Source organism: Leifsonia sp. EB41 (assembly GCF_041262565.1).
Lineage (GTDB): Bacteria > Actinomycetota > Actinomycetes > Actinomycetales > Microbacteriaceae > Leifsonia.
On sequence record NZ_JBGCCJ010000001.1, the window covers coordinates 921,205 to 933,633 of the forward strand.

Annotated in this window: 14 protein-coding genes; 8 read left to right on the forward strand and 6 right to left on the reverse strand. The window is 70.5% G+C overall.

What is annotated here, in order from left to right; genetic code table 11:
- Positions 1 to 64 precede the first annotated feature (64 nt).
- Genes xseA through ABH923_RS04510 form a run of 5 tightly spaced genes read left to right on the forward strand, consistent with a single transcriptional unit; the run spans position 65 to position 4,403 of the window.
- Positions 65 to 1,348 (forward strand): exodeoxyribonuclease VII large subunit, encoded by a 1,284-nt coding sequence (gene xseA / locus ABH923_RS04490; RefSeq protein ID WP_370057300.1) that lies wholly within the window; start codon positions 65 to 67, stop codon positions 1,346 to 1,348.
- Between the two features lies 1 nt (position 1,349).
- Positions 1,350 to 1,613: an exodeoxyribonuclease VII small subunit gene (locus ABH923_RS04495; RefSeq protein WP_370054173.1), complete on the forward strand. Its 264-nt coding sequence runs from the start codon at positions 1,350 to 1,352 to the stop codon at positions 1,611 to 1,613.
- Complete coding sequence (locus ABH923_RS04500; RefSeq protein ID WP_370054174.1) at positions 1,610 to 2,296, forward strand: DUF4245 domain-containing protein; 687 nt, start codon at positions 1,610 to 1,612, stop codon at positions 2,294 to 2,296. Before ABH923_RS04495 ends, ABH923_RS04500 begins: the two co-directional genes overlap by 4 nt.
- Positions 2,297 to 2,965 carry a carbonic anhydrase gene (locus ABH923_RS04505; protein ID WP_370054175.1) on the forward strand — a complete coding sequence of 223 codons (669 nt, stop codon included), beginning with the start codon at positions 2,297 to 2,299 and terminating at the stop codon, positions 2,963 to 2,965.
- A gap of 31 nt (positions 2,966 to 2,996) precedes the next feature.
- Positions 2,997 to 4,403 (forward strand): class II fumarate hydratase, encoded by a 1,407-nt coding sequence (locus ABH923_RS04510; RefSeq protein ID WP_370054176.1) that lies wholly within the window; start codon positions 2,997 to 2,999, stop codon positions 4,401 to 4,403.
- A 101-nt stretch (positions 4,404 to 4,504) separates the two neighbouring features.
- Here the strand turns inward: ABH923_RS04510 and ABH923_RS04515 are convergent, their stop codons facing one another.
- The 4 genes from ABH923_RS04515 to ABH923_RS04530 form a co-directional block, all read right to left on the reverse strand.
- Positions 4,505 to 5,062, reverse strand: coding sequence for a prepilin peptidase (locus tag ABH923_RS04515; RefSeq protein ID WP_370054177.1), 558 nt, complete (start codon positions 5,060 to 5,062; stop codon positions 4,505 to 4,507).
- 108 nt (positions 5,063 to 5,170) lie between these two features.
- Complete coding sequence (locus ABH923_RS04520; protein ID WP_370057302.1) at positions 5,171 to 6,520, reverse strand: PhoH family protein; 1,350 nt, start codon at positions 6,518 to 6,520, stop codon at positions 5,171 to 5,173.
- A gap of 211 nt (positions 6,521 to 6,731) precedes the next feature.
- Positions 6,732 to 7,850 carry an aminotransferase class V-fold PLP-dependent enzyme gene (locus ABH923_RS04525; RefSeq protein ID WP_370054178.1) on the reverse strand — a complete coding sequence of 373 codons (1,119 nt, stop codon included), beginning with the start codon at positions 7,848 to 7,850 and terminating at the stop codon, positions 6,732 to 6,734.
- A 63-nt stretch (positions 7,851 to 7,913) separates the two neighbouring features.
- Entirely contained in the window at positions 7,914 to 8,708 is a 795-nt protein-coding gene (locus ABH923_RS04530) for an isoprenyl transferase (protein WP_370054179.1), read from the reverse strand.
- Between the two features lie 71 nt (positions 8,709 to 8,779).
- Here ABH923_RS04530 and ABH923_RS04535 point away from each other — a divergent pair, with 71 nt between their 5' ends.
- Complete coding sequence (locus ABH923_RS04535) at positions 8,780 to 9,583, forward strand: hemolysin III family protein (RefSeq protein ID WP_370054180.1); 804 nt, start codon at positions 8,780 to 8,782, stop codon at positions 9,581 to 9,583.
- A gap of 15 nt (positions 9,584 to 9,598) precedes the next feature.
- On the opposite strand, the gene ABH923_RS04540 is transcribed toward ABH923_RS04535, so the two are convergent.
- Positions 9,599 to 9,862: a hypothetical protein gene (locus ABH923_RS04540; RefSeq protein ID WP_370054181.1), complete on the reverse strand. Its 264-nt coding sequence runs from the start codon at positions 9,860 to 9,862 to the stop codon at positions 9,599 to 9,601.
- 182 nt (positions 9,863 to 10,044) lie between these two features.
- On the opposite strand from ABH923_RS04540, the gene ABH923_RS04545 reads away from it, so the two are divergent.
- Positions 10,045 to 10,461 carry a DUF4307 domain-containing protein gene (locus ABH923_RS04545; RefSeq protein WP_370054182.1) on the forward strand — a complete coding sequence of 139 codons (417 nt, stop codon included), beginning with the start codon at positions 10,045 to 10,047 and terminating at the stop codon, positions 10,459 to 10,461.
- Positions 10,462 to 10,573: 112 nt separating this feature from the next.
- Positions 10,574 to 11,065, forward strand: coding sequence for a transcription elongation factor GreA (gene greA, locus ABH923_RS04550; RefSeq protein WP_370054183.1), 492 nt, complete (start codon positions 10,574 to 10,576; stop codon positions 11,063 to 11,065).
- A 73-nt stretch (positions 11,066 to 11,138) separates the two neighbouring features.
- Here greA and ilvA read toward each other — a convergent pair whose 3' ends face one another.
- Positions 11,139 to 12,407 (reverse strand): threonine ammonia-lyase, encoded by a 1,269-nt coding sequence (gene ilvA, locus ABH923_RS04555; protein ID WP_370054184.1) that lies wholly within the window; start codon positions 12,405 to 12,407, stop codon positions 11,139 to 11,141.
- Positions 12,408 to 12,429 lie beyond the last annotated feature (22 nt).

The following is a 12,429-nucleotide window of genomic DNA, read 5'->3' on the forward strand; positions in this document are numbered from 1 at the left end:
CGCTGATCAACGGATGGGAGGCCGGGTGGCACAGGTCGCTGGCGGTACGACGGGCGCGCCGACGATGACCCCTGGGCCGCCGACCCTCGACGCCCCGTGGCCGGTCGCGCTGCTCGCCGACCGCATCCGGGGCTGGATCGACCGGCTCGGCACCGCGTGGGTCGAAGGCGAGATCACGCAGTGGGGGGTCTCCGGCGGCAACGTCTACGGCAAGCTGAAGGACCTCCGCGAGGACGCCACGATCAGCTTCAGCATCTGGTCGTCGGTGAAGGCGCGCATCCCCGCCGACCTCAAGCAGGGCGACCGGGTGATCGCCGCGGTGAAGCCGAACTACTGGGTCAAGGGCGGCAGCCTCACCATGCAGGTGAGCGACATGCGGCACGTGGGCCTCGGCGACCTCCTGGAGCGGCTGGAACGCCTGCGGGCGCAGCTCACGGCGGAGGGCCTGTTCGCCGCCGAGCGCAAGAAGCGGCTGCCGTTCCTCCCGCACACCATCGGCCTGGTGACCGGCAAGGACTCCGACGCCGAGAAGGACGTGCTCCGCAACGCGCAGCTGCGCTGGCCGGCGGTGCGGTTCCGCGTCGTCCACGCGGCGATGCAGGGCGACCGGACCGTCCCGGAGGTGGTCTCCGCCATCCGCACGCTCGACGCCGACCCCGAGGTGGAGGTCATCATCGTCGCGCGCGGCGGCGGCGACTTCCAGAACCTGCTCGGCTTCAGCGACGAGCGCGTGGTGCGCGCCGCCGCGGAGGCCGCGACCCCGATCGTGAGCGCCATCGGCCACGAGGCCGACCGCCCGCTGCTGGACGACGTCGCAGACCTCCGCGCCTCGACGCCGACCGATGCCGCCAAGCGCGTCGTCCCGGACGTCGCGGAGGAGCTGGCGCGCGTTCAGCAGGCCCGCTCGCGCCTCGGCACGCGGCTGACGCACATGATCACGCACGAGATCGACCGGATCGGGCACCTCCGCACCCGCCCGGTGCTGGCCTCCTCGACCTGGATCGTGGACTCGCGCGCGCAGGAGCTCACACGCTACGTCGCCCGCGGCGTCGAGCTGGTGGAGCGCCGCGCCGACCGCGAGAGCACGCGGATCGCGGAGCTGCGCGGCCAGCTCCGGGCGCTCTCGCCGCAGGCGACCCTCGACCGCGGCTATGCGATCGTGCAGAACGACTCCGGACACGTCATCACCTCACCTGTGGAAGCACCACCCGGCGCGGCCGTGCGGGTGACGCTGGCGGGGGGCGCGTTCGCCGCCACCGCCGGTGACCGGCTCCCTTCCCCCGCAGGCGGCGCCGCTGCCGATGGTGCCGCCCATCCCGATCCAGCGCCCGCCCAGCGAGACAAATAGAATGGACATCATGCCCACCTCGGAGATCAGCGCGCTCAGCTACGAGGAGGCGCGCGACGAGCTCGTCCGCGTCGTCACCGAGCTCGAGCAGGGCTCCACGACGCTGGAGGAGTCCATCGCGCTGTGGGAGCGCGGCGAGGCGCTCGCCCGCCACTGCGAGGAGTGGCTGATCGGCGCGAAGGCCCGGCTCGACGCGGCCCGCGCCGGCGCAGCAGCGGGCGCAGGCTCAGCCTCGGGCGCACGGAGCGTGTCAGACACCGAATGAGCCCGCGCACCCGTAACAGCACGGTGAAGCCTCCCGCCGTCGTCGCCGAGCTCGGCCGCCCGGAGACGCCGGAGGAGACCGCCGCCCGCAAGGCGCAGAACTCCGCCAACCATCGCAATCGGCAGACGGTCAACAACCTCGTCTACTCGCTGATCGCGACGGTCGCGCTCGTGGCCGTCATCGTGCTGATCGTCCCGCGCGGCAATCCCACATCGTCCGCTCCTCCGGTCGACTACGCCGCCGTCGCCCAGCAGGCGCAGGGCAGCGAGCCCGACCGGCTCGTGGTCCCGAAGCTCCCGTCCGGCTGGACCTCCAACAGCGCCGAGCTGCGCACGAAGACCGCGGACGGCGTCGACGCCTGGTACATCGGGCTGCTCACGCCCAAGGGTCAGTACATCGGCGTCACGCAGGGCTTCAACGCCAACGACAGCTGGGTCGCCGACCAGGTGAACCGCACCCGCATCGCCGGCACCCGCGAGATCGACGGTGTGAAATGGGACGTCTACGACAACCGCGCGGCGGGATCGTCCGCCGGCAACGTCGCCTACGCGCTCGTGACGACCGCAGGCAAGAGCACGGTCGTTGTCTTCGGCACCGCCGACGACGCCGAGTTCACGGCCGCCGCCTCCTCGCTCACCGACCAGCTCCACTCCCTCGGCTCACCCACCCCAGGAGGAAACTAGATGCCCACGACCCGTCCCGGCCGGATCTGGAAAGAACTGCTGGCAGGCAACGAGCGCTTCGTCTCGGGAGCGCCGCAGCACCCGCGGCAGGACGTCGAGCGACGCCAGACCGTCGCCGAGGGGCAGAACCCGGTCGCCGCGATCTTCGGCTGCGCCGACTCGCGGCTCGCGGCCGAGATCATCTTCGACCTCGGGCTCGGCGACGCGTTCGTCGTCCGCAACGCCGGGCAGGTCGCCTCCGACTCCGCGATCGCCTCGCTGGAGTACGCGGTCGCCGTGCTGAACGTGCCGCTCATCCTGGTGCTCGGCCACGACGCCTGCGGCGCTGTGTCGTCAGCGATCGCTTCGCAGGCCGAAGGCGCCGACCCGCTGCCGCCGCACATCGCGCAGCTCATCGCCCCGATCCTGCCGGCTGTCCACCGGGTCGCCGGCACTGCCCCGGGCGAGGCCGTCGTGCCCGCCGAGGTCGACGCGCTCGAGGTCGGCCGCCTGCACCTGCGCGACACCGTCGCAGAGCTTCTCGCGCGATCGGAGATCATCAGCGACGCCGTCGCCGCCAATCTCCTCGCCATCGTCGGAGCGAACTACGTGCTCCAGGAAGGTCGGGTCGTCCCCGACGCCGTCGTCGGACTGGCCGAACCGGCCGCCGACCCAACGCCCGCGCGCTGACGCGCCAGGGCCCAGAAAGGAAGAACACACCGTGGTGGACACGCAGGCGGGCACCGAGTACCGCATCGAGCACGACACGATGGGCGAGGTGCGGGTCCCCGCAGCCGCCCTGTACGGCGCGCAGACGCAGCGCGCCGTCGAGAACTTCCCGATCTCGGGGTCGGTTCTCGAGCCGGCTCAGATCGCCGCGCTCGCGCGCATCAAGAAGTCGGCGGCGCTCGCGAACGCGCGCCTCGGCGTCCTGGACGCGGACGTGGCCGAGGCGATCGCCGCCGCCGCAGACGAGGTCGTCAGCGGCGCGCACAACGGCGACTTCCCGATCGACGTCTACCAGACCGGCTCGGGCACCTCCTCGAACATGAACATGAACGAGGTGCTCGCGACGCTCGCCTCGCGCCGCCTCGGCCGCCCGGTGCACCCGAACGACCACGTCAACGCGTCGCAGTCGTCCAACGACGTCTTCCCGACCTCCGTGCACATCGCCGTCACGGGCGCGCTGATCGACGACCTCATCCCCGCTCTCGACCACCTCGCGGTGGCGCTGGAGGAGAAGGCGGAGCTGTGGGCGACCGCGGTCAAGTCGGGCCGCACACACCTCATGGACGCCACCCCGGTCACGCTCGGCCAGGAGTTCGGCGGCTACGCCGCGCAGATCCGCTACGGCATCGAGCGCGTTCAGGCGGCGCTGACCCGCGTCGCTGAGGTCCCCCTCGGCGGCACGGCCGTCGGCACCGGCATCAACACCCCGCTCGGCTTCCCCCAGCTCGTGATCGAGCTGCTGACCGCTGAGACCGAGCTGCCGATCACCGAGGCGCGCAACCACTTCGAGGCCCAGGCCAACCGCGACGGCCTCGTGGAGGCCTCGGGCGCGCTCCGCACGATCGCGGTCAGCCTGACCAAGATCTGCAACGACCTGCGTTGGATGGGCTCCGGCCCGAACACCGGTCTCGGCGAGCTGCACATCCCCGACCTGCAGCCGGGCTCCTCGATCATGCCGGGCAAGGTCAACCCGGTGATCCCGGAGGCCGTGCTCATGGTCGCCGCCCGGGTCATCGGCAACGACGCCACCATCGCGTGGAGCGGCGCCTCCGGCCTGTTCGAGCTGAACGTCGCCATCCCGGTGATGGGCACCGCGCTGCTGGAGTCGATCCGCCTGCTCACCCAGGCCAGCCGCGTGCTCGCCGACAAGACGGTCACGGGCCTGGAGGCCAACCTCGACCGCGCCCGCGCGTTCGCGGAGTCGAGCCCGTCGATCGTGACGCCGCTGAACCGCGTGATCGGCTACGAGGCAGCTGCCAAGGTCGCCAAGCACGCCGTCGCCAAGGGCATGACCGTCCGGGAGGCCGTGATCGACCTCGGCTTCGTCGAGCGTGGCGAGGTCACCCTGGAGCAGCTCGACTCGGCACTCGACGTGCTGAGCATGACCCACCCGGGCTGAGTCCGGACCGGACCGCTCGCGAGCCGTTCGATCGAGGCGCCCCTCCCGCACCTGCCGGGAGGGGCGCCTCGCCGTTTTTCACGCGGCTTCCGCACCCGCGGTCACCCCAGCAGCACGAACCCCCAGAACGTCCCCAGCAGCACCGGCCCGAACGGCAGCTCGGCGGACACCCGCCGCCGCGCCCCGCGACCGCAGATCGCCAGCCACGCCACCACCGCCCCGGCCACGAACGACAGCACCGCCCAGCACCCGACCACCGTCACGACCTCGCCCAGCGGCGGTCCGCGCTCCGCCACCAGCGCCGCGAGCGCGCCGGCCAGCACCGCCGCGAGCTTCACGTCGCCCATCCCGAGGCCGCCGCCCGAGGCCGGCACGGCGAACCCGACCAGAGCTGCGACCCCGCACACCAGCGCCGCGACCGCGACCTGCCCTCCGCCGGCCCGGAGCGAACTCCACACCGCTCCCACGACCACGAACGCCGCCCCCGGGAGCACGAGCGCGTCCGGCAGCCGCAGCTCGCGCAGGTCGTGCTGGACAAGCGCCGCCGTGACGGCCGCGAGGTAGAGCGCTCCGATCGCGGCCGGCCCGGCGTCACCTGCCCCCAGCAGGGCGACGCTCAGGCCGACCGCGACAACGATCCGGATCGTTTTCTCAACCATGCGCTCACGCTAGGTGCGGCGACACGGCCTCCTCACAATTCCACAGAAAATACGAGAATCCCGAAACTCTCCACAGATGGCCAGTCTCTTTCGCCCGTCGGCTCACCCTCAGGCCAGCTCGTTGCCCTCCAGCATCTCCGTGACGAGCGCCGCGATCGCCGACCGCTCCGAGCGCGTCAGCGTGACGTGAGCGAACAGCGGGTGGCCCTTCAGCGTCTCGATCACCGACGCGACGCCGTCGTGGCGGCCGACCCGCAGGTTGTCGCGCTGCGCGACGTCGTGCGTCAGCACCACCCGCGAGTTCTGCCCGACGCGGCTGAGCACCGTCAGCAGCACGTTCCGCTCCAGCGACTGCGCCTCGTCCACGATCACGAACGCGTCGTGCAGCGAACGGCCGCGGATGTGCGTGAGCGGCAGAACCTCCAGGATGCCGCGGTCCAGCACCTCGTCCAGCACGTTCTGCGACACCAGCGCACCGAGCGTGTCGAACACCGCCTGGCCCCAGGGGTTCATCTTCTCGCCCTGGTCGCCGGGCAGGTAGCCGAGCTCCTGGCCGCCGACCGCGTAGAGCGGCCGGAACACCATGATCTTCTTATGCTGCTGACGCTCCAGCACGGCCTCCAGGCCCGCGCACAGCGCGAGCGCCGACTTGCCGGTGCCGGCCCGCCCGCCGAGCGACAGGATGCCGATCTCCGGGTCCAGCAGGAGGTCGATCGCCAGCCGCTGCTCCGCCGAGCGCCCGTGCAGTCCGAAGACGTCGCGGTCGCCGCGCACCAGCTTCACCTCGCCGTCGGCGACCACGCGCCCAAGCGCCGAGCCGCGGTCGGAGTGCACGATGAGGCCCGTGTTGATCGGGAGCCCCTCGACCTGCGAGGTGCTCATCCACTCGTTCTCGTACAGCGAGCTCATCTGGTCGCTGCCGAGGGAGATCTCCGCCAGCCCGGTCCAGCCGCTGTCCACGACCTGCTCGTGCCGGTACTCCTCCGCCGCGAGTCCGATCGACGACGCCTTGACGCGCATCGGGAGGTCCTTGGAGACGACCGTGACCGCCAGCCCGTCGTTCGCGAGATTCATCGCCACCGCGAGGATGCGCGAGTCGTTGTCGCCGAGCTGCATCCCGCTCGGCAGCACTGACATGTTGGAGTGGTTCAGCTCCACCCGGAGCGAGCCGCCCTCCCCGACCGGGATCGGGAAGTCGAGCCGTTCATGCTGCACCCGCAGGTCGTCCAGATTGCGCAGCGCCTGCCGCGCGAAGTACCCGATCTCGGGATCGTTGCGCTTCCCCTCCAGCTCGCTCACGACGACGACAGGGATGACGACAGAGTGTTCGGCGAACCGGAAGATCGCCTTGGGGTCGGACAGCAGGACCGACGTGTCGAGCACATATGTCCGCTCGCTCTGACGGGTACCGCTGGATGCCGACTCGAACTGCCGGGTTCCTGATTCAGCCACGACCACTCCCACCCCGCCGCTCCGCTTGCGCTGGAGCCGGCGGATCAATGGCGAGCCGGCCAGTTGGGTTTCGAAACGAACTTATGTGGCCGTCTCGATCGGGCGCCGTGCCCGATGAGTCGAAAGTACGCCGGTGGCGACCCTCCGAAAGGCTCGGAAGGCCGCGTGTCGTGTTTCGTTCAGATGAACTTCACCCCCAGTTATGGGAGGCGCGGAATCACGCCGCCGAGGCATAGGAGGTGAAGGCGGCGCGCAGCATGTCCAGGGTGTCCTCTGTGGTCCCGGCGTGGACGCTGAGGCGCACGCTCGTCGGCCGGATCCTGGCCGTGACACCGTGGTTGAACAGGGCGGCCGCCAGCACGGTGAGCTGTTCGGGCAGCGGCTCCAGCACGACGATCCCTGCGCGCTCCGCGGGGTTGCGCGAGGAGGCGACGGGCACGGCGAACTCGTCGGCGAGGTCGATCACGCGATCCACCGTGTCGGAGATCGCCGCCGAGATCTCCGCGACGCCGACGGCCGCGATCTCCTCCAGCGCTGCGGCGAACCGGGCTTCCGCGATCGGGTCGGCGTTCGACACGGTGAACGCCGACGCGTCCTTCGCCGGATCGACGACTTCGTCCCACCGTTCGCCCGGGCCGCTGCCGACCCACCCGCTGAAGACGGGCGTCAGGTGCGCGACCGCGCGCTCGCTGAGCGCGAGGAACCCGGTCCCCCAGCCCGCCCTCGCCCACTTCTGACCGCCGGAGACGACGACGTCGGCGACCTCGTAGGGAACGTCGGCCACGCCGAAGCCCTGGATCGCGTCGACGATGAGCAGCCGGTCACCGATCACCTGGCGGATGCCGTCGATGTCCGCGAGATAACCGGTGCGCGAGTCGACCAGGCTCACCATGACCGCGCTCGTGGAGTCGGTGAGCTGATCCCTGAGCTGCGCCGGGGTGACCCGGCCGTGGTCGGTCTCCAGCCACACCGGCGTCACCACATGCATCGCCTGCGCGGCGCGCACGGCCGCGTAGGTGACGCTCGGGAACTCGGCGGCCGACAGCAGCACGTCGCCGCCGGTGAGGCCGAACGCGGCGTGCATCAGCCCCGAAGAGGCGTTCGGCTGGAACGAGATCTGCTCGGTGGGGAAGCCGGTCAGCGCCGAGATCGCGTCACGGACGCGGCCGTTCTCCGCGCTCATGCGGTCGACGGTTCCGAAGCGCGACGTGGCGAGCGCCTCGTACTGCCCCAGTGCCTCGGCGCGCACCGCCCGGGACAGCGGGCCGACCCGGCCGTAGTCCAGGTATCCCGGTTCCTCGCCGAACCCCGCGGCGAACTCCTCGATCGTCGTCATCGTGACCTCCGGGGACCATCCTGCCGTCGCGACCGCCGGCAGCGCGAATTCAGCGCGAATCGGTCAGGAGCCGTAGCGGCGGTGGCGGCGGGAGAAGTCGCGCATCGCGCGCAGGAAGTCGACCTCGCGCAGGTCGGGGCCGAGGGCCTCCACGAAGTAGAACTCGCTGTGCGCGCTCTGCCACAGCATGAAGTCGCTCAGCCGCTGCTCGCCGGAGGTGCGGATGACGAGGTCCGGGTCGGGCTGGCCTCCGGTGTAGAGGTGCTCGCCGATGAGATCGGGGGTGAGGAGGTCGGCCAACGTCTCCAGGCTGCCGCCCTCCGCCGAGTGCGCGGCGACGATGCTGCGCATGGCGTCCGTGATCTCCTTGCGGCCGCCGTAGCCGATGGCCAGGTTGATGTGCAGGCCGGTCTTGTCGGCGGTGCGCTTCTCGGCGTCGACCAGCGCGGTCACCAGCGGCTCCGGGAGGCCGGCCGTCGAGCCGACGTGCTTGACGCGCCAGTCGCGGTAGCGGGAGAGGTCGTCGGCGAGCTCGGCGATGATCTCGATCAGGTCGGAGAGCTCGGAGCTCGGCCGGTTGGTCAGGTTGTCCGACGAGAGCAGGTAGAGCGTCACCACCTCGATCCCGAGGTCGTCGCACCACTCCAGGAACTCCCGCATCTTCGCCGCGCCGGCGCGGTGACCGTGCGCAACTGTCGTCATTCCGACCTGGCGGGCCCAACGGCGGTTGCCGTCGATGATCATCGCGACGTGGCGGGGCAGCGACTCCGGGCCGAGGCCGGCGATGTCGCGTCGCAACCGCTTCTGGTACAGGCCGTAGAGCAACCCGTTGGCCGTCTCGGAACTGCGTCTGCTCACGCAGCTACGTTAGCGCCCCTGAGCTGTCCGATTCCCAGCATCCGAGGACCCGTCTCCCCTACTCTTGCTCCATGACGCCGCGAAACGCCCCCGAGCCCGAGGACGTCGCCGAGCTGCTCCACGAGCCGGCCGCCGACCTCCCGCCCGCCGACGCCGCGGTCAAGGCGGACGACTCCCGCGGCCCCCTGCTGCCGAACATCCCACTGCTGGACGCCTCCCCGGCCTACCCGGCCGAGCTCAAGCCGACCTGGCGCGGCTGGATCCATGCCGGCACGTTCCCTGTGGCCATCGCCGCGGGCATCGTCCTGATCTGCCTGGCGCAGGGAGCGCCGGCCAAGTGGGCGTCGGCGGTGTTCATGCTCACCTCGATGCTGCTGTTCGGCAACTCGGCGCTCTACCACCGCTTCAACTGGCAGCCGCGCACGAAGATCGTTCTCAAGCGCATCGACCACGCCAACATCTTCCTGCTGATCGCCGGCACTTACACACCGCTCGCCGTGCTCGCCCTCCCGCCGCATAAGGGCATCGTCCTGCTGTGCTTCGTCTGGGGCGGCGCACTGCTCGGCATCGGCTTCCGGGTGTTCTGGATCACGGCGCCGCGCTGGCTGTACGTGCCGCTCTACCTACTGCTCGGCTGGGCGGCGATGATGTACATCGTCGATCTGGTGAACGCGAACGTGGCGATGATGGTGCTGGTCTGCGTCGGCGGCATCCTGTACACGATCGGCGCGGTCATCTACGGGATCAAGAAGCCGAACCCGTTCCCCGGCGTGTTCGGATTCCATGAGATCTTCCACACCTTGACGGTGCTGGCGTTCCTCTGCCACTGGACGGCGGTGCTGCTGATCGCGCTGCATCCCGCCTACAACGGCTGACGCCGCCGGTCGCGGTCAGGGCCGGGAGTCGCCGTCCGCGTCGTCCTGCTGCGAGCCGTTCTCCGCGTCCAGCTTCTGCGCAATCTCCGCGCGGTACCGCACCCGGCGGATGCGCCGTGTCATGTCGAGGATCAGCAGCACCGCCGCGACCGCGATCAGGAAGGTGACGGTGAAGCCGACCACACCGGGCGTGACCGAGTCGTCGCTCGGCCCGGAGGTCGGCGACGGCGTGGGCGTCGCGGCCAGCCAGATGCCCGCCTTCAGCAGCAGCTCCCCCATCACACGGCCTCCACGGACACGGTGGACAGGTCGCTCTGACGCATGGCGGGCTCCGCTTTCGGATCGGGTGGTTCGGGAGGCGCGAAGTGTGATTCACAGCTTCGTCTCCTAGTCTTGTCTCAGCCTACCGTCGCCCCGACGGCGGGCCCGAACGAAGGCCCTGAGAGGCGGACGGCGAGTACATGGCACGCGTGACCGAGGCGCCGTCCGAGACCCTCGAATCCCGCTACGGCCGCACTCCGAAGCGTCGCCGCCGCGACCGCTGGCTGCTGATCGGCGGCGCCGTCGCCGTCCTCGCCGTGGTGACCGCGTGGGTGTTCTGGGCAGGCTGGGACAACAACCAGGCCGACCTGGAGACCACCGACACCGCGTACGTGATCCCCGACGCCCACCATGTGCGGATCACCTTCACCATCAACGCCCAGCCGGGCGCGAGCGTCACCTGCGCGCTGCAGGCGCTGAACCAGGACTATGCCATCGTCGGCTGGCGGGTCGTGACCTATCCCGGGTCCGATTCCCGTGTGACGACGTACAACGAGACGATCCGGACCATCTCGCAGAGCAACACGGGTTTGATTAACACCTGCTGGCTGACCTAACATTCTCTGGATACGCCCCGGCCGAGGCCGGGGCGTCTACTTTACCCACCGGCTCTCCAGCCGGCCATCAGCCGAAGCGGCGGAATACCGTGCAGGCGCGAAGGAGTTCATCATGTCCCAGGAGTCTCAGGTCACGTTTCTGACCCAGGACGCGTACGACCGTCTCTCGGCCGAACTCGAGGAGCTCAGCGTCAACGGCCGTAACGAGATCGCGAAGCGCATCGAGGCGGCCCGCGAGGAGGGCGACCTCAAGGAGAACGGCGGCTACCACGCCGCTAAGGACGAGCAGGGCAAGATCGAGGCCCGCATCGTGCAGCTCACCAACCTGCTGCGCAGCGCCACCGTCGGCGAGGCGCCGGAGAGCCACGGCGTCGTGGAGCCCGGAACCGTCATCACTGCGACCATCGCGGGCGACGAGAGCGTCTTCCTGATCGGCAACCGCGAGATCGCGGCCGGCAGCGAGCTCCCCGTCTACAGCGAGCAGAGCCCGCTCGGCTCCGCCATCCTCGGCCTCAAGGTCGGTGACACGACCGAGTACACCGCCCCCAACGGCCGCCAGATCCCCGTGTCGATCTCCAAGGTCGACACCTACGCCGGCAACTGACCGCCGAGTACGCCCGTAATCAGTCGAAGACCGCCGAGCACGCAGATCATCTGCGGACTCGGCGGTTTTTGCGTCAGTCCTCTTCGAGGACGGGGTCGTAACCGGCGGAGCGCAGCACCTGGATGACCTGTTGGCGGTGGTCGGTGCCGCGCGTCTCCACCGAGACGTCGAGTTCGACTTGGCTGAGCTGGAGTCCGTTGCCGTGCCGCGTGTGCAGCACCTCCACCACGTTGGCGTTGACGCCGGCGAGGATCTCGGCGATGCGCGCGAGCTGGCCCGGCCGGTCCGGGAGCATGATCGAGAGCCGCAGGTAGCGGTCCGAGGCCGCGAGGCCGTGGGCGATGACGCGCTGCATCAGCAGCGGGTCGATGTTGCCGCCGGAGAGGATGGCGACGACCGGCCCGGCCGCGTCGTCCGCCGGGATGAGTCCCGCGAGGATCGCCGCGACGCCGACCGCGCCGGCCGGCTCCACCACGAGCTTCGCGCGCTCCAGCAGCACCAGCAGCGCGCGGGCGATGTCGTCCTCGGTGACGGTGACGACGGCGTCCACCGCGTCCCGGATGATCTCGAAGTTGAGGATGCCGGGCCTGCTGACCGCGATGCCGTCGGCGATGGTCCCGACGACGGCGATCTCGGTCGGCTCCCCCGCTGCGAGCGACGCCGGGTAGGCGGCGGCGTTGGCCGCCTGCACGCCGATCACTCGGACGGTGCGCCCCTCGCGGGCCGCGCGCTGCTTGACCGCGCTGGCCACGCCGGAGATGAGCCCGCCGCCGCCGATCGGCACGACGATGGTCTGCACGTCGGGCACCTCGTCGAGGATCTCGAGGCCGAGCGTGCCCTGCCCGGCGACCACGTCCGGGTGGTCGAACGGCGGGATGAGCACCGCACCGGTCTCTGCGGCGAAGTCGGCCGCGGCCCGGAGGGTCTCGTCCACGATGCTGCCGCTGAGCACGACGTCCGCGCCGTACGCGCGCGTCGCCTGGAATTTGGGGATGGCCACGCCCACCGGCATGAAGATCGTGGCGTGGATGCCGAGCTCACGAGCGGCGAAGGCGACGCCCTGGGCGTGGTTGCCCGCGGAGGCGGCGACGACGCCGCGCGCCCGCTCCTCCGCGTTCAGCTTGGAGAGCCGGTGGTACGCCCCACGGATCTTGTACGACCCGGTGCGCTGCAGGTTCTCGCACTTGAGGATGACCGGAGCGCCGAGAACGTCGGTGAGGTACCGGGAGGTCTCCAGCGGCGTCGGCTGGGCGACCCGGGCCACGATCGCGCGCGCGGCCTCGATCTCGTCGAGGCCGGGGCCTGCGAACGGGGTGCGCGTCGGATCGGTCGCGGTATCCACTTGCACAGCCTACTCGTGGTCA

What these genes read in the sequence shown, in the direction of transcription:
- xseA (WP_370057300.1), top strand. Translation starts at nt 65, where the DNA reads ATGACCCCTGGGCCGCCGACCCTCGACGCCCCGTGGCCGGTCGCGCTG.
- ABH923_RS04495 (WP_370054173.1), top strand. Translation starts at nt 1,350, where the DNA reads ATGGACATCATGCCCACCTCGGAGATCAGCGCGCTCAGCTACGAGGAG.
- ABH923_RS04500 (WP_370054174.1), top strand. Translation starts at nt 1,610, where the DNA reads ATGAGCCCGCGCACCCGTAACAGCACGGTGAAGCCTCCCGCCGTCGTC.
- ABH923_RS04505 (WP_370054175.1), top strand. Translation starts at nt 2,297, where the DNA reads ATGCCCACGACCCGTCCCGGCCGGATCTGGAAAGAACTGCTGGCAGGC.
- ABH923_RS04515 (WP_370054177.1), bottom strand. Translation starts at nt 5,062, where the DNA reads ATGGTTGAGAAAACGATCCGGATCGTTGTCGCGGTCGGCCTGAGCGTC.
- ABH923_RS04525 (WP_370054178.1), bottom strand. Translation starts at nt 7,850, where the DNA reads ATGACGACGATCGAGGAGTTCGCCGCGGGGTTCGGCGAGGAACCGGGA.
- ABH923_RS04535 (WP_370054180.1), top strand. Translation starts at nt 8,780, where the DNA reads ATGACGCCGCGAAACGCCCCCGAGCCCGAGGACGTCGCCGAGCTGCTC.
- ABH923_RS04540 (WP_370054181.1), bottom strand. Translation starts at nt 9,862, where the DNA reads ATGGGGGAGCTGCTGCTGAAGGCGGGCATCTGGCTGGCCGCGACGCCC.
- ABH923_RS04545 (WP_370054182.1), top strand. Translation starts at nt 10,045, where the DNA reads ATGGCACGCGTGACCGAGGCGCCGTCCGAGACCCTCGAATCCCGCTAC.
- greA (WP_370054183.1), top strand. Translation starts at nt 10,574, where the DNA reads ATGTCCCAGGAGTCTCAGGTCACGTTTCTGACCCAGGACGCGTACGAC.